This is a genomic window from Enterobacter cloacae complex sp. ECNIH7 (assembly GCF_002208095.1).
GTDB classification, from domain to species: domain Bacteria; phylum Pseudomonadota; class Gammaproteobacteria; order Enterobacterales; family Enterobacteriaceae; genus Enterobacter; species Enterobacter cloacae_M.
In genome coordinates this window covers 962,113-978,193 of record NZ_CP017990.1, presented here as the reverse complement: position 1 = coordinate 978,193, position 16,081 = coordinate 962,113, and the positions used below count along the sequence as shown (strand labels likewise).

Annotated in this window: 14 protein-coding genes and 1 tRNA gene; 5 read left to right on the top strand and 10 right to left on the bottom strand. The window is 58.2% G+C overall.

All coding sequences use genetic code 11. The features are described from left to right. Window positions 1-83: 83 nt before the first annotated feature. Both fadE and WM95_RS04670 read left to right on the top strand, forming a co-directional pair. Window positions 84-2,528 (top strand): acyl-CoA dehydrogenase FadE, encoded by a 2,445-nt coding sequence (fadE, locus tag WM95_RS04675; RefSeq protein WP_023310495.1) that lies wholly within the window; start codon window positions 84-86, stop codon window positions 2,526-2,528. A 108-nt stretch (window positions 2,529-2,636) separates the two neighbouring features. Continuing rightward, complete coding sequence (locus WM95_RS04670; protein ID WP_088544650.1) at window positions 2,637-3,407, top strand: amidohydrolase; 771 nt, start codon at window positions 2,637-2,639, stop codon at window positions 3,405-3,407. A gap of 107 nt (window positions 3,408-3,514) precedes the next feature. Here WM95_RS04670 and WM95_RS04665 read toward each other — a convergent pair whose 3' ends face one another. From WM95_RS04665 to dnaQ, 9 genes are all read right to left on the bottom strand, one after another. Beyond that, window positions 3,515-5,116, bottom strand: a complete 1,602-nt coding sequence (locus WM95_RS04665) for a gamma-glutamyltransferase family protein (protein ID WP_088544649.1) — start codon at window positions 5,114-5,116, stop codon at window positions 3,515-3,517. A gap of 9 nt (window positions 5,117-5,125) precedes the next feature. Next, a complete protein-coding gene (locus WM95_RS04660; RefSeq protein ID WP_029739694.1) occupies window positions 5,126-6,001 on the bottom strand; it encodes an ABC transporter permease in 876 nt (291 codons plus the stop codon). Window positions 6,002-6,003: 2 nt separating this feature from the next. Further along, window positions 6,004-6,945, bottom strand: a complete 942-nt coding sequence (locus WM95_RS04655) for an ABC transporter permease (RefSeq protein WP_023310491.1) — start codon at window positions 6,943-6,945, stop codon at window positions 6,004-6,006. An 18-nt stretch (window positions 6,946-6,963) separates the two neighbouring features. Next, the gene (locus WM95_RS04650) at window positions 6,964-8,478 is read right to left on the bottom strand and encodes an ABC transporter substrate-binding protein (RefSeq protein WP_072254631.1); all 1,515 of its coding nucleotides are present in this window, start codon (window positions 8,476-8,478) and stop codon (window positions 6,964-6,966) included. Between the two features lie 2 nt (window positions 8,479-8,480). Beyond that, the gene (locus WM95_RS04645; protein WP_045356212.1) at window positions 8,481-9,563 is read right to left on the bottom strand and encodes an ABC transporter ATP-binding protein; all 1,083 of its coding nucleotides are present in this window, start codon (window positions 9,561-9,563) and stop codon (window positions 8,481-8,483) included. After that, complete coding sequence (locus WM95_RS04640; RefSeq protein ID WP_023310488.1) at window positions 9,560-10,573, bottom strand: ABC transporter ATP-binding protein; 1,014 nt, start codon at window positions 10,571-10,573, stop codon at window positions 9,560-9,562. Before WM95_RS04640 ends, WM95_RS04645 begins: the two co-directional genes overlap by 4 nt. After that, complete coding sequence (locus tag WM95_RS04635) at window positions 10,570-11,289, bottom strand: FadR/GntR family transcriptional regulator (RefSeq protein ID WP_023334601.1); 720 nt, start codon at window positions 11,287-11,289, stop codon at window positions 10,570-10,572. Before WM95_RS04635 ends, WM95_RS04640 begins: the two co-directional genes overlap by 4 nt. A gap of 379 nt (window positions 11,290-11,668) precedes the next feature. Then, window positions 11,669-11,745, bottom strand: a tRNA-Asp gene (locus WM95_RS04630). 132 nt (window positions 11,746-11,877) lie between these two features. After that, window positions 11,878-12,609: a DNA polymerase III subunit epsilon gene (dnaQ, locus tag WM95_RS04625; RefSeq protein ID WP_029739690.1), complete on the bottom strand. Its 732-nt coding sequence runs from the start codon at window positions 12,607-12,609 to the stop codon at window positions 11,878-11,880. 64 nt (window positions 12,610-12,673) lie between these two features. Here dnaQ and rnhA point away from each other — a divergent pair, with 64 nt between their 5' ends. Beyond that, window positions 12,674-13,141, top strand: coding sequence for a ribonuclease HI (gene rnhA, locus WM95_RS04620; protein WP_023310485.1), 468 nt, complete (start codon window positions 12,674-12,676; stop codon window positions 13,139-13,141). Here rnhA and WM95_RS04615 read toward each other — a convergent pair. After that, complete coding sequence (locus WM95_RS04615; RefSeq protein WP_063409748.1) at window positions 13,138-13,857, bottom strand: class I SAM-dependent methyltransferase; 720 nt, start codon at window positions 13,855-13,857, stop codon at window positions 13,138-13,140. The genes rnhA and WM95_RS04615 overlap by 4 nt on opposite strands. A 32-nt stretch (window positions 13,858-13,889) precedes the next feature. Here WM95_RS04615 and gloB point away from each other — a divergent pair, with 32 nt between their 5' ends. Both gloB and mltD read left to right on the top strand, forming a co-directional pair. After that, the gene (gloB, locus tag WM95_RS04610) at window positions 13,890-14,648 is read left to right on the top strand and encodes a hydroxyacylglutathione hydrolase (protein WP_047742764.1); all 759 of its coding nucleotides are present in this window, start codon (window positions 13,890-13,892) and stop codon (window positions 14,646-14,648) included. Window positions 14,649-14,716: 68 nt separating this feature from the next. Beyond that, a complete protein-coding gene (gene mltD, locus WM95_RS04605) occupies window positions 14,717-16,081 on the top strand; it encodes a murein transglycosylase D (RefSeq protein WP_032661729.1) in 1,365 nt (454 codons plus the stop codon).

Below are 16,081 nucleotides of genomic sequence, written 5' to 3'. Positions count from 1 at the left end.
CACATTGCTAAAGGAAATAACATCAACTACAACCATATCATCACAAGTGGTCAGACCTCCTACAAGCAAGGGAGCTTTTCTTTATGATGATTTTGAGCATTCTCGCAACCGTTGTTCTGCTCGGTGTGTTGTTCTATCACCGCGTGAGTTTATTCCTGAGCAGCCTGATTCTTCTGGCCTGGACGGCTGCGCTTGGCGCCGCAGGCCTCTGGAATATCTGGCTTTTAGTCCCTCTTGCCATCATTCTTCTGCCGTTTAACCTTGCCCCGATGCGTAAATCAATGATCTCTGCGCCGGTGTTCAAAGGCTTCCGCAAAGTGATGCCGCCAATGTCGCGCACCGAGAAAGAAGCGATTGATGCGGGCACCACCTGGTGGGAAGGCGATCTGTTCCAGGGCAACCCGGACTGGAAAAAGCTGCATAACTATCCGCAGCCGCGCCTGACCGCTGAAGAACAGGCCTTTATTGACGGCCCGGTGGAAGAAGCGTGCCGTATGGCCAACGACTTTGCCATCACCCATGAAATGGCCGATCTGCCGCCAGAGCTGTGGGCGTATCTGAAAGAACATCGCTTCTTCGCGATGATCATCAAGAAAGAGTACGGCGGTCTGGAATTCTCCGCTTACGCTCAGGCTCGCGTCCTGCAAAAGCTGGCAGGCGTCTCCGGGATTCTGGCGATTACCGTTGGCGTGCCTAACTCCTTAGGCCCGGGCGAACTGCTGCAGCATTACGGTACCGAAGAGCAGAAAGATCACTACCTGCCGCGTCTGGCACGCGGTCAGGAAATCCCATGCTTCGCGCTGACCAGCCCGGAAGCGGGCTCCGATGCAGGCGCGATCCCGGACACCGGCGTGGTCTGCATGGGCGAGTGGCAGGGCGAGCAGGTGCTGGGCATGCGCCTGACCTGGAACAAGCGTTATATCACCCTGGCGCCAATCGCCACCGTGCTGGGTCTGGCCTTTAAGCTCTCTGACCCGGAAAAACTGCTGGGCGGTGAAGAAGATCTGGGCATTACCTGCGCGCTGATCCCAACTTCTACCCCAGGCGTTGAAATTGGTCGTCGTCACTTCCCGCTGAACGTGCCGTTCCAGAACGGTCCGACCCGCGGTCAGGACATCTTTGTGCCGATTGACTACATCATCGGCGGTCCGAAAATGGCCGGTCAGGGCTGGCGTATGCTGGTGGAATGTCTGTCCGTGGGCCGCGGCATTACCCTGCCGTCGAACTCAACCGGCGGTCTGAAGTCGGTCGCGATGGGGATTGGCGCTTACGCTCATATCCGCCGTCAGTTCAAAATCTCCATCGGCAAGATGGAAGGTATCGAAGAGCCGCTGGCGCGTATCGCGGGCAACGCCTACGTGATGGATGCCGCGGCTTCTCTGATTACCTACGGTATTATGCTGGGCGAAAAACCGGCCGTGCTGTCCGCGATTGTGAAGTATCACTGTACCCACCGCGCGCAGCAGTCGATCATTGACGCGATGGATATCGCGGGCGGTAAAGGCATTATGCTCGGCGAAGGCAACTTCCTGGCGCGCGGCTATCAGGGCGCACCGATTGCCATCACCGTGGAAGGGGCAAACATCCTGACCCGCAGCATGATGATCTTCGGTCAGGGCGCAATCCGCTGCCATCCGTACGTGCTGGAAGAGATGGCTGCCGCGCAGAACAACGACGTGGATGCCTTCGATAAGCTGCTCTTCAAACATATCGGTCACGTGGGCAGCAACAAGGTGCGCAGCTTCTGGCTGGGCCTGACGCGCGGTCTTACCAGCGCGACGCCGACCGGCGATGCGACCAAACGTTACTACCAGCATCTGAACCGTCTTAGCGCCAACCTGGCTCTGCTGTCTGACGTCTCCATGGCGGTGCTGGGCGGTAGCCTGAAGCGTCGCGAGCGTATTTCTGCCCGTCTGGGGGATGTGCTGAGCCAGATCTTCCTGGCCTCTGCGGTCCTGAAGCGTTACGACGATGAAGGCCGTCAGGAAGCGGATCTGCCGCTGGTGCACTGGGGCGTTCAGGATGCGATGTATCAGGCTGAACAGGCGATTGACGACCTGCTGGCGAACTTCCCGAACCGCTTCGTGGCGGGCGCTCTGCGCGCGGTGATCTTCCCGACCGGTCGTCACCATCTGGCGCCGTCCGACAAGCTGGACCACAAGGTGGCGAAGATCCTGCAGGTACCGAGCGCAACCCGCTCCCGTATCGGTCGTGGTCAGTATCTGACGCCGACGCCGCATAACCCGGTGGGTCTGCTGGAAGAGGCGCTGCTGGACGTGATGGCTGCCGATCCGATTCACCAGAAAATCTGTAAACAGCTGGGCAAAAACCTGCCGTTTACCCGTCTGGACGAACTGGCAAAACAGGCGCTGGCCGGCGGCATTATCAATAAAGATGAAGCCGCTCTGCTGGTGAAAGCCGAAGAGAGCCGTCTGCGCAGCATTAACGTGGATGATTTCGAACCGGACGAGCTGGCGACGCAGCCGGTAAAGCTGCCGGAGAAGCACCGCAAGCCTGAAGCGGCGTAACGCGTTTCGCTTATACAAACCCCGCCCCGCGCGGGGTTTTTTATTGCCACATTTTCTCGTAATGACGTGCTAAAGTGTCAAAAAGCGGTCGTTTGAGGAGTCTGTATCGTGCCTGGTTTGAAGATTTCGATTTTGCAGCAACCTTTAGTGTGGATGGATGGCCCCGCCAACCTGCGCCACTTTGATCGTCAACTGGAAGAGATTACCGGGCGTGATGTGATTGTCCTGCCGGAGATGTTCACAACCGGCTTCGCCATGGGAGCGGCACAGCAGTCAATGCCGCAGGATGAGGTGGTCGCCTGGATGCACGCCAAAGCGCAGCAGACCAACGCGCTGATCGCCGGGAGCGCCGCCCTGCAAACGGATCGCGGGCCGGTGAACCGCTTCCTGTTGGTGGAGCCGGAAGGGAAAGTGCATTTTTACGATAAACGCCACCTGTTCCGCATGGCGGATGAGCATCATCACTATGAAGCGGGTCACGAACGCGTGGTGTTCGAGTGGCGCGGCTGGCGTATTTTGCCGCTGGTTTGCTACGACCTGCGCTTCCCGGTGTGGTCGCGCAACCGCAACGATTACGACCTGGCGCTGTATGTTGCCAACTGGCCCGCACCGCGCTCCCTGCACTGGCAGTCGCTGCTGGTGGCGCGCGCGATTGAGAACCAGGCGTACGTGGTGGGCTGCAACCGCGTGGGAACCGACGGCAACGGGCATCACTACCGCGGCGACAGCCGGGTAGTGAATCCGCAGGGCGAGATCATTGCCACCGCCGAGCCGCATCAGGCGACGCGCATTGATGCGGAGCTGTCGCTGACGGCGCTGCAGGAGTATCGCGAGAAGTTTCCGGCGTGGCAGGATGCGGATCCGTTTAGCATTGGGTGAAATGTTCCCCTCACCCCGCCCCTCTCCCTCAAGGGAGAGGGGGGCGTCCGTGCAGGCATTATTTTATGAGGACCCCTCAGCCCCTTTGGGAGAGGAAGGATAAATCATTAACTCACCAGCGCCTGCCCGTCTTTGCGGCTTTCCGTCGCGGCCACGTAGTGGCCTTCCGGCAGGCGGTAAATCACCTGTGCACCGCCGAAGTTGTAATCCTGAAGCGGATCTTCCACCACGATCTGATGCCCCCGCTCGCGCAGCGCGGCGATAGTATTGCGATCGAAGGTCGATTCAACGATCACCTCCCTGCCCTGCACCACGCGCCAGCGCGGGGCATCAATTGCCGCCTGTGGGTTTTGCCCGTGCAGCATAATGCGCAGCGCCATCTGCATGTGCCCCTGCGCCTGCATCGGGCCGCCCATCACGCCGAAGGACATCAGCGGCTGGCCGTTGCCGTCCATCGCAAAGCCCGGAATGATGGTGTGGAACGGTCGCTTGCTGCCCGCCAGCGCGTTCGGGTGCTTTGGATCCAGCACAAAGCCGCAGCCCCGGTTTTGCAGGCTGATCCCCGTATCCGGCACCACAATGCCTGAACCGAAGCCCATGTAGTTGGACTGAATAAACGACACCATCATTCCGCTGGCGTCAGCGGTGCTGATGTAGACCGTGCCGCTCTGCGTCGGGGAACCGTAAATGAAATCAGAGGCGTGCTCGTGATTGATAAGCGCCGCGCGCGACTTCAGATAATGGTCGCTCAGCAGCTCTTTTGCCGCGAACGCCATATGGTCTTCATCCGCCACGTAGCGGTCGAGATCCGCCAGCGCCAGCTTCATCGCCTCAATGGACAGGTGCAGGGACTGCACGGAATCCGGATGATGCTGCTCAATGCCGCACTGCTCCAGAATGCCGAGCGCAATCAGCGTGGCGATCCCCTGGCCATTTGGCGGCAATTCCTGCACCGAACCGCCCGCGAAGTCGCGCGACAGCAGCTCTACCCAGTCCACGCGATGGTTTGCCAGATCTTCAGCCGTCAGGTGTGCGCCGTGTTCTTTGGCGAAAGCGGCAATTTTCTGCGACAGCTCGCCGCGGTAAAAGGCTTCACCGTTGGTGCGAGCAATCAGCTCCAGCGAGTTCGCCTGCGCCGGGTTACGGAAGATTTCCCCCACGCGCGGGGCGCGGCCTTCCGGCGCGAAACAGGCGCTAAAACCCGGCTGATCTTTCAGCTTGCTATAGCCGCGCTGCCAGAGATGGCCAATCAGCGGGGAGACAGGGAAACCGTTGCGCGCGTAGTCAATGGCAGGCTGCGCCAGCGTGGTCAGCGGCAGCGTGCCGAAGCGTTCCGCCAGCGCCACCCAGCCGGATACCGCGCCCGGCACGGTCACCGCGTCCCAGCCAATTTCCGGCACCGCGGTTTTTCCGGCAAACAGATCCGCATGCCAGCTCGCAGGCGAACGACCGGACGCGTTCAGGCCGTGCAGCTTTTCACCGTCCCAGACGATGGCAAAGGCGTCGCTGCCGATCCCGTTGCCGGTCGGCTCAACCACCGTCAGCGCCATCGCGGCGGCAATGGCCGCATCAACGGCGTTGCCGCCCAGCTGCAGCATTTTCATTCCCGCCTGTGCCGCCAGCGGCTGCGACGTGGCGACGGCGTTACGGCCCATCATTGGCGGGCGGCGTGAAGCGTAACCGGACGTAAAATCAAGCGCTTTGGTCATCATGACTCCTTAGTCGTGGCGCGGATCGAGCGCATCGCGCAGCCCGTCGCCGAGTAAATTAAAGCCCTGCACGGCGAGGAAAATCGCCACGCCGGGGAAAACGGACATCCACGGCGCCTGCTCCAGAAACCCTTTCGCGGTGTTGAGCATGGAGCCCCATGACGGATTGGGCGGCTGCTGCCCCAGCCCTAAAAACGACAGGCTGGCTTCGGCGATAATCGCTGAGGCAATCGCCAGCGTGGCCTGCACGAGGATCGGAGACATCACGTTCGGCAGGACGTATTTAATGATGATCCAGCGATCCGGCAGGCCAATCGCCCGCGCCCCGTCGATGTACTCTTCGTTGCGAATGGCGATCACCTGGCCGCGCGTCAGGCGGGCGAAGATCGGCATCGCCGAAAGACCGATGGCAATCATCGCGTTGGTCAGGCTCGGGCCCAAAAATGCCCCCAGCGCGATCGCCATGATCAGGAATGGACAGGCCAGCAGCGCCTCGATAAACCGCGAGATCACTCCGTCCCACATCTTCTGGAAGTAACCCGCCACCAGACCCAGCGGCACGCCGATGACCACCGCGATAACGACCGACATACAGCCCGCCATCAGCGAGGTGCGAGCACCCCAGATTATGCGGGATAAAATGTCGCGCCCCAGCTCGTCGGTGCCGAACCAGTACATCGCCGACGGCGCTTTGCGCACTGCCAGGAAGTTGGCTTTGACCGGGTCGAACGGGGCGATCCACGGCGCCAGCAGCGCCACCAGCACAAAGAATCCCACCACCACCGCGCCAATCACCGCGCTTTTGTTGGCGAGGAATTTCTTCAGCACCCGGTTTTGCGCGCGCGGCAGCGCGGGCGTAACGGTTTGCGTCGTCAGTTCCGCCATGGTTAACCTCGCATTTTCGGGTTGATAAGGACGTAAAGCACGTCGGCCAGCAGGTTCAGCATCAGGAAGCCGATCGCCACGATCAGCACCACGCCCTGTACCACCGCGTAGTCACGGTTAAATACCGAGTCGACGATCATCTTGCCGAAGCCCGGAATGGTGAAGACCTGCTCGGTCAGCACCGCGCCGCCCAGCAGCTCGCCGAACAGCAGCGTAGTGAGGGTGATGACCGGCACCAGCGCGTTGCGAAACGCGTGCTTTAGGATCACCGCCTTCGGCAGCAGCCCTTTCGCCCGCGCGGTGCGGATGTAATCCGCTTTCAGCACGGCAATCATCGAGGCGCGGGTGTGGCGCATCAGCGTCGCCGCGAGGCCGGTTCCGAGCACGGACGCGGGCAGCAGCAGCGTGCGCAGGTTCTGAAGCGGATCTTCACTGAACGGCACGTAGCCGGATGCGGGCAGCCACTGCAGGTTCACCGAAAAGACCAGTATCAGCAGGATCCCCAGCCAGAAGTGCGGGATCGAGATCCCCGAGATCGCCACGAAGTTCGCCCCGTGATCGACCCAGCTGTTTTTGTTCACCGCCGCGAGGATCCCCATGCTGATGCCAAACACCAGCGCGATAATCATCGCCAGCAGGGACAACTCCAGCGTGACCGGCAGCTTGCTGGCGATCAGCTGCGTCACCGGTTCGTGCGTGCGTAAGGAGACGCCCAGATCGCCCTGCAGCGCCCGCGTCAGCCAGTGGAAATACTGCACGGGGATCGGCGCATCGAGGTTCAGCTCCGCACGCAGCTGGGCGATGACCGCCGGGTCGCGCTCCTCCCCGGCCATGGCGATCAGCGGGTCGCCGGGCAGCAGCTTTTGCAGTCCGAACACCATCATGCTCACCAGCAGCAGGGTTGGTATAGCCAGCAGCAGACGTTTGCAAATCAGTTCCAGCATGGGTTCTCCTCAGGACCTTTATTTCGCCAGCGTCAAACCCGCCAGACGCACGATGCCGTCCGGGTACGGCTTAAAGCCCTGCACGCTTTTGTTCAGACCGAAAATGCGCGGCTCGAAGTAGAGGTAGGCAATCGGCATGTCGGTTTGCAGCTGCTTCACCACCTTGTCGTACAGCGGCTGGCGTGCGGCCTGGTCGGTGCTCTGGCGCGCCTGGGTCAGCCACTCATCGACCTGCGCGTTGCTGTAGCGGCCGTCGTTCAGCGTGCCTTTGCTGTGGATAAAGCCGTAGATGCTGCCGTCCGGATCCGGACGACCCGACCAGCCGGAGAAGCTCAGCTGATAGTCGCCGCTCTGCTGTCGATCCAGCAGCGTGGCGAATTCGGTCATCTGCAGGTTCAGGTTAAATCCGGCCTCGGCGACCATCGCCTGCAGCACCTGGCCCACCTGCTGTGAGGTTGGGTTGTTCGGCACCAGCAGGTTGACGGTGAGCGGCGCGGTGACGCCTGCCGCTTTCAGCAGCGCTTTAGCCTTGTCGACGTCACGCGGCGGGACTGGCAGATTGACGTGATACGGGCTGACCGGGGAAAACGCCTGGTTTGCCGGGGTGTAAAGCCCTTCGAAGACCACCTGGTTCAACGCATCGCGGTCGATGGCCTGTGAAAACGCCTCGCGCACGCGGGCGTCCTTGAACGGATCGTTGGCCGGCACCTTGCCGTTGTTGATGTTGAAGGTGATGCCCTGATAGCCAAGGCCCGTCACCTTCGCCAGCGCCAGCTTGCTGTCGGCTTCGACGGTTTTAACGTCGCTTGCGGCGATGCCTTCGGTCAGGTCAAGATCGCCCGCGCGCAGGTTCGCGAGGCGCACGGAGGCATCCGGGATCGGCAGATAGATGATTTTGTCGAAGTGGTAGGCGCCTTTGTTCCAGTAGTTGTCGAAGCGGGTCAGCACGATGCGGTCCTGGGACACGCGGCTGTCAAATTTATACGGGCCGGAGCAGACCGGGTGGGCGGCAAAGTCAGGCTTTTTCGCCGCCTCCGGGGCCATCATCGCGCCCGCGCGGTCGGTGAGCTGCATCAGCAGCGCGGCATCGGGGGTCTTCAGGTGCAGCGCAATCTGCATCGGGCCGGTGACCTCGACCGATTCAACGGAAGAGATCTCGCTTTTACGCAGAGAGCCTTTTAAGGTCAGGGCGCGGTCGAGGTTGTATTTTGCGGCGGCGGCATCGAATTTCTCACCGTCGTGGAAGGTGACGCCTTCGCGCAGATTGAGCGTCAGGGTTTTACCGTCGTCACTCCACGCCCAGTCTTTAGCCAGGCCGGGGACGACCTTCAGATTTTCATCCACGTCCACCAGCCTGTCGCACAGGGAGGCAAAGACGAAGCGGCCATAGTAGGTGCGCGCCAGATGCGGGTCGAGCATGTCCGGGTCAGCGCCCAGGCCGATCCGCAGCACGCTTTCAGAATGGGCGGGCAGCGCCGCGCCAAGCAACATAACACTTCCCAGTACGGTCAAAAGAGAATTACGCATTGTCATTATCATGAGTTCCTTGAAGGAAGGGACGAGTGGGTGGCCGCGTGTTCAAACAGCGCGCGGCGGCGCAGAAAGGCGGCGGATGGCGGTGCGATCTGAATAATGCTGCGATCGCGGTTGATCTCCTGCCAGCGATGACAGGCAACCTGACGTCCACCGTCGAGCACCTGATTGATCGGCTCAACCTGGCGGCATTCATCGGTAACGTACGGGCAGCGGGTGTGGAAACGGCAGCCGGACGGCGGGCTGGCCGGGTTGGGCAGATCCCCCTGCAGCAGCGGCGCGTCGCGTTCAACGCCCGGTTGCATCTGCGGTGCCGAAGCGATCAATGCCTGCGTATAGGGGTGCAGCGGCGCGTCAAAAATCTCGTCGACGGTGGCAAGCTCGACGATTTGCCCGAGATACATGACCGCCACGCGGTCGCTCATATGGCGGATCACCGCCAGGCCGTGGGCGACAATCACCATCGTCAGCCCCAGCTGGTGCTTCAGGCTTTCCAGCAGGTTGACCACCTGCGCCTGAACGGAGACGTCCAGCGCGGACACCGGCTCATCGCCCAGCAGCAGCTTCGGTCCCGAGGCCAGCGCGCGCGCAATGCCGATACGCTGGCGCTGCCCGCCGGAAAACTCGTGCGGATAGCGCCCGGCCCAGGCGGCAGGCAGGCCAACGGTTTTGAGCAGCTCGGCAACGCGGTACTGGCGATCCGCTTTTTTCATGTTCTGATGCAGCCATAGCGGCTCCCCGACGATCTGCTCCACCGTCATGCGCGGGTTGAGCGAGGCGAAGGGATCCTGGAAGATAATCTGCAGCTCGCGCCGGAGCTGGTTCAGGCGGGCACCGGAGGCGTCGGTGATCTCTTCCCCCTGGTAAAACACGCGCCCTTCGCTGGCGGCCAGCAGGCGCAACAGCAGACGACCGAGGGTAGATTTCCCGGAGCCGGACTCGCCGACGATCGCCAGCGTTTCGCCCGGCATCACGGCAAGCGAAACGCGATCGACCGCGGTGACAAACCGTGCCGGGGTAAAGAGTTTTTTGGGGCCGGGGAAAAGTTTGCTGAGGTCACGGGCTTCAAGAATGGGCGTGGTCATGCGATTTCTCCCAGGGCAATGTGCTGTTCGAGCGGCACGCGGAAGCAGGCGACCTGATGGCCCGCGCCGAGCGCGGTGAGCTGCGGTTTTTCAGCATGGCAGCGCGACTGCGCAAACGGACAGCGGGTGGCAAAACGGCAGCCTTTCGGCATGGATTCCGGGAGCGGGACCGATCCGGGAATGGTGGAGAGCTGGCCCTTGCGTGCGCCAAGTGAAGGAATCGAGCCCATCAGGCCGATGGTGTACGGATGCTGCGGGTCGGCAAAGATGGCCTCCACGCTCCCCTGCTCCACCACCTGTCCGGCATACATCACCGCTACCTGCTGGGCGACTTCTGCTACGACGCCTAAATCGTGGGTGATCATCAGCACCGCCGTGCCGGTTTCCTCTTTTAAGGCGTTGAGCAAGGCGAGGATTTGCGCCTGGATGGTGACGTCGAGCGCAGTGGTGGGCTCGTCGGCAATCAGCAGTTTGGGATGGTTAATCAGCGCCATCGCAATCATCACCCGCTGGCGCATGCCGCCGGAAAGCTGGTGGGGATATGCTTTCAGGCGCATCTCTGCCGCCGGGATCTGTACCTTCTCGAGGATCTGCAGCGCGACCTTCATCGCCTCTGCGCGCGAGACGTTCTGGTGCCGCATAACCGCTTCGCTAAGCTGATCCCCCAGCGTAAACGCCGGATTGAGCGAGGTCATCGGCTCCTGGAAAATCATCGCCAGCTCGCTGCCGCGCAGGTCGGCATATTCCCGCGGCGAGAGCTTTCGCAGATCGTGGCGGCGAAACTGCATCTCGCCGCTGACAATCTGCGCGCTGGCGGGCAGTAACCCCATCAGCGCCAGTGAGGTGATACTTTTCCCGCAGCCGGACTCTCCCACCAGCGCCAGCGTTTCGCCCGCCCTGACGGTCAGCGAGATACCATCAAGCACGCTAGCCGGCGAGCCAGCAAACGTAACGTTGAGGTTTTGCACCCGCAATACGGGCGTGGCGTCCTTAAAGGGTATTGTCGTCATGGCGTGAAGTCGTCCTCAAGGTGGATCGCCTGAATCAGGGCGGTTTGCAGGCTGAGCAGGTGTTCGCGCATGGCGGCCGCGGCTTCATTAGGCTGGCGATGGATAATCGCAGACATGATCTTATGGTGGTGGTCGTTATAGCTGTCGACACGTTCGGGCGTGCGGGCTAATTCGCGCAGATGCTGCCAGCCCGGTTCACGCCGAACGGCATCAATGGCATCAAACAGGCCGAGCATCAGACGGTTGCCGGCCGCCTCGGCAATTGCCCGGTGAAAGGCGCTGTCCCAGAGTTCGTTGAGATCGCGGTCATCCGGGCTGACCTTGTCGATGCGTTCCAGCATGCGCTGCATGAGCGCGAGGTTTTCCCTGGTGGCACGCAGTGCCGCAAGCCGGGCTAAGCCGGGTTCGAGCTGTAGACGAGCTTCCATCACTTCCAGAAGGTTGGTCTGCTGAACCAATCCCTGAAGGGCCAGCGGTTCAACAGGTGCCGCCGGGCCAATAAAGGTCCCTTTGCCCTGCTTACGCCAGATGCGGCCCTCTTCTTCCAGCACGTCCAGCGCACGACGCACTTCACGTCGTCCTACGCCGAGAGTGTCCGACAGCTCACGTTCCGTGGGCAGCGGTATGCCTGGTGTTGACTCATGCTGGTTGATAAGCCCGCGCAGCTGCTCAAGCGCGGTGCTGGAATTTGCCAGAAACCGTGACGGTTTTTCCATATTGGTTCGCTCGCTTTCATCATTGCTTTATTTTTATTAACGATAAGTTATTGATATGGAATGAAGCTTATCGTGCTAATGATTAAGCAATAACCAAACCAATACGTAATTGGTTCGGCATATTTTTGGAAAGCAGGAGTTAACCAAATGATTCTGCGTGAATTATTTTTACAGAAAGAAACATCCTGAACGAGGTGCGAGGAGAGGATCGATGGAGAAATGCACAACCATAGTGCAAATAATGCACTACACCCGTGCAATTGTTAATAAATTGCACCATTCATATTAACTTTATGTTAACAATAAGTGAGAGAATGAGATTACAGAAGGCTGAAACGACGAAGGCCTGAATCATTTCTGATTCAGGCCTTCTGAATAGTGGCGGAACGGACGGGACTCGAACCCGCGACCCCCTGCGTGACAGGCAGGTATTCTAACCGACTGAACTACCGCTCCACTGTTCCCGTTTGGGGAACGAGGCGCATATTACGGTGCGCCTCCGATCTCGTCAACGCTTTTTCTCACGTTTTGAATCGTTTGCTGCAAAAATCGCCCAAACGATGATTTTACAGGCATTCAGGCGTTTTTTCAGGCGCGCCACATACAGCTGCCGCCCTTCTTCTGTACCAGATCAAGCCGGGATTCGTGGTTAAGAAGCTCTTCATCACTGGCTAAAACAACCCGCAAGCGACTGGCCTGACGAACAACACGCTGAATGCCCGCTTCGCCTTGCGTCTGCTGGGATTCATTTTCCATACTGAACTTCATTGACGTCTGCCCGCCGGTCATCGTCAGATAGACATCGGCCAGGATCTGGGCATCGAGCAACGCCCCGTGGAGCGTTCGCTTGGTGTTGTCTATCTCGTAGCGCGAGCAGAGTGCATCCAGGCTGTTACGCTTGCCGGGGAACATCTTCCTTGCCAGCGCCAGGCTGTCCGTCACCTTACAGAAGGTGTTCGTCTTCGGAATATCACGATTAAGCTTGCTGAATTCATAATCCATAAAGCCGATATCGAACGATGCGTTATGGATGACAAGCTCGGCGCCCTTGATATATTCCAGGAACTCGTCAGCGACATCCGCAAAAGTCGGCTTATCCAGCAAGAACTCATCGGCAATACCGTGAACGCCGAACGCTTCAGGATCCACCAGCCGATCGGGTTTAAGGTAGACGTGGAAGTTGTTCCCCGTAAGACGACGGTTCACCACTTCAACGGCGCCGATCTCGATGATCTTATGCCCTTCGTAGTGCGCGCCGATCTGGTTCATACCGGTGGTTTCGGTATCGAGGACAATCTGGCGAGTAATTGCAGTGCTCATAGCGGTCATTTATGTCAGACTTATCGTTTAACTGAACGTTTCGAATACAGGAAGTCTACCAGAGATGCGTAAACAGGTAGAAATTTTCACCGATGGATCTTGTCTCGGTAACCCAGGGCCCGGCGGCTACGGCGCGATTATGCGCTATCGCCAGCACGAAAAAACCTTTAGCGAAGGCTATTTTCTGACCACCAACAACCGGATGGAGTTGATGGCGGCCATCGTGGCGCTGGAGGCGTTAAAAGAACATTGTGACGTGGTGTTAAGCACCGACAGTCAGTACGTGCGTCAGGGGATCACCCAGTGGATCCATAACTGGAAAAAACGCGGCTGGAAAACCGCCGATAAGAAGCCGGTCAAGAACGTCGATCTCTGGAAACGTCTTGATGCTGCGCTGGGCCAGCACCAGATTAAGTGGGAGTGGGTTAAAGGCCACGCTGGCCACCCGGAAAACGAACGCTGCGACGAACTGGCGCGCGCTGCGGCATCCAATCCCGCACATGAAGATGCGGGCTATCAGCCCGACGCCTAATCGGTTTTTTTGTACTGCCGCGTGGCGCCGACGGTCTGGCGAATGGGCGTTTTCGACTTGCTCTGCTTCATAGGGTTAAGCGTAAGGGGAATAGTTCGCTTACGCGCAACGATAAACTGCAAACAGCCCAATGCGGGGAGATGGGTGCTCAGTACCACGCCCCCCTGCCGCGCCCAGGGCAGCACCTGAAAACCTCCGTAGCAGAGCACCTCAAAGTTCAGCAGCGAAAGCCAGTCGAGCTGGCGCATCATGGTGAACATCCGGCTGTTGTAAGGTGGAGTCCGGCGCAGCACCGGTACTAGCTTACGCAGGCCCATCAGGCTTAGCGGATTGAATCCGCTAAGTACCAGCCAGCCGTCATCAATCAACACGCGATCGGCTTCGCGAAGCAGACGATGCGGATCGCTGCACCAGGGTAGCGTATGTGCGAGCAAACACGCATCGACGGATTTTTCCGCAAACGGCAGATGCAGCGGGTCTGCCTTCACCTGAACCGGCGATCCGCCGAGAGAGACGTTAACCTGATGCGAGATAGCGCAGCTTTCGGTATTGATTTCCGCGCTGAGATTGCCAATCTTAAGCAGGTGAAAGCCATACATTTTCGTGAGCCAGGGCTTCAGCTGCTGTTCTAACGCTTCGCGATAGTATTCACCCCAGGGCAATTCCGCCCAACGTTCCGGTGCTGCGACAGTCTGAGGTATCCTTGCCGGTTTCATCAAAACACCCGCCACGCTCTAAGAGGTAATGTATGAATCTTATCAGTATTCCAGCGTTTCAGGACAATTACATCTGGGTTTTGGTTGACGACGATCGCCGATGCGTCATTGTCGATCCCGGAGAATCCGCCCCTGTTCTGCACGCCATAAAAGAGAACGGCTGGAAGCCAGAAGCCGTTTTGTTGACGCATCATCATAACGATCACACTGGCGGCGTGCCTGAACTGCGCGCCCATTTTCCGCATCTTGTGGTTTACGGACCGGCAGAAGCACAAGATAAGGGAATCACGCATGTAGTCGAAGAAGGCGAAAATATCCTCATACGCGAGTGGGAGTTTTCCGTATTTGCTACACCGGGTCACACTTTGGGACATCTGTGTTTCTACAGTAAGCCTTATCTTTTTTGCGGCGATACGCTGTTCTCCGGAGGCTGCGGAAGACTGTTTGAAGGTACGCCAGCTCAAATGTATCAGTCTTTACAAAAGATTAACGCGCTACCCGATGAGACGCTCGTTTGTTGCGCCCATGAGTATACATTAGGAAATATGAAGTTTGCCGTGAGCCTCTTACCCGAGGATCGAGCGATTCAGGATTATTATCACAAAGTGAAGGAGTTACGTGCAAAAAACCAAAAAACACTCCCCGTAATTCTGAAAAACGAGCGCCAAATTAATTTATTTTTACGAACAGATGATATTGATTTAATTAATAAAATTAACCAAGAAACAAATTTGCAACAACCAGAACAACGATTTGCATGGTTAAGGTCAAAGAAAGATAACTTCAGATAATTGCGGGTTGCCTTTTCAAAATTTCGCCGTTATCATCGCTCGTCTTTTAAGCAACTATTGACACACACATGAAGGCAAAAGCGATATTACTCGCCTCTGTCCTGCTTGTAGGTTGCCAGTCGCAAAACGGCAGCAACGTACAACAGCACGCACAGAGCCTTTCTGCGGCTGGTCAAGGGGAAGCAGGGAAGTTTGCAAGTTCGGCGCGATGGATGGACGATGGAACATCTTACGCGCAGGATCAAGACTTGTGGACCTCTATTGGCGACGAGCTAAAGATGGGAATTCCGGAAAATCCCCGGATTCGCGAACAGAAACAGAAGTATTTAAGTAATAAGAGCTATCTCCACGATGTAACGTTACGGGCAGAGCCGTATATGTACTGGATAGCCGGGCAAGTTAAGAAACGTAACATGCCTATGGAGCTGGTACTCCTACCCATAGTGGAGAGCGCTTTTGACCCACACGCGACGTCTGGCGCCAATGCCGCAGGCATTTGGCAGATCATTCCGAGCACCGGGCGAAACTATGGTCTGAAACAGACCCGCAACTATGATGCGCGTCGCGATGTTGTCGCTTCAACGACAGCCGCTCTCGACATGATGCAACGTCTGAACAAGATGTTTGACGGCGACTGGCTGTTAACTGTCGCAGCGTATAATAGTGGCGAAGGTCGTGTACTGAAGGCAATGAAAGCGAATAAAGCACGGGGTAAATCCACCGATTTTTGGTCGCTCTCACTGCCACAGGAAACAAAGATTTACGTACCGAAAATGCTGGCATTGAGCGATATTCTCAAGAACAGCAAGCGTTACGGTGTACAACTGCCAACACCAGACGAAAGTCGTGCACTGGCGCGTGTTCGCCTCAGCAATCCGGTTGATATTCAACAGGTTGCTGATATGACGGGTATGTCGGTAAGTAAATTGAAAACCTTTAATGCTGGCGTTAAAGGCTCAACTCTGGGGGCAAGTGGCCCGCAGTATGTAATGGTTCCGCAGAAACATGCCGAGCAGTTACGCGAGTCTTTAGCTTCTGGTGAAATCGCCGCCGTTCAGTCAACGCTGATCGCGGATGCATCATCAGTTAACAGCCGCAGCTATAAGGTTCGTTCAGGTGATACGCTTTCGGGCATTGCGTCACGTCTTGGCGTGAATGCGAAGGATCTGCAGCAGTGGAATAATCTGCGCAGCTCCGGCCTGAAAGTGGGTCAGACTCTGACGGTAGGTGCAGGTAGCAGCGCACAGCGTCTCGCCAGCAACAGCGATAGCATTACCTATCGCGTGCGCAAGGGCGATTCACTGTCCAGTATCGCAAAACGACACGGCGTGAACATCAAGGATGTGATGCGCTGGAACAATGATACTGACAACCTGAAACCAGGCGACCAGTTGACGCTGTTTGTGAAGAACAGCGCGACGCCAGACTCCTGA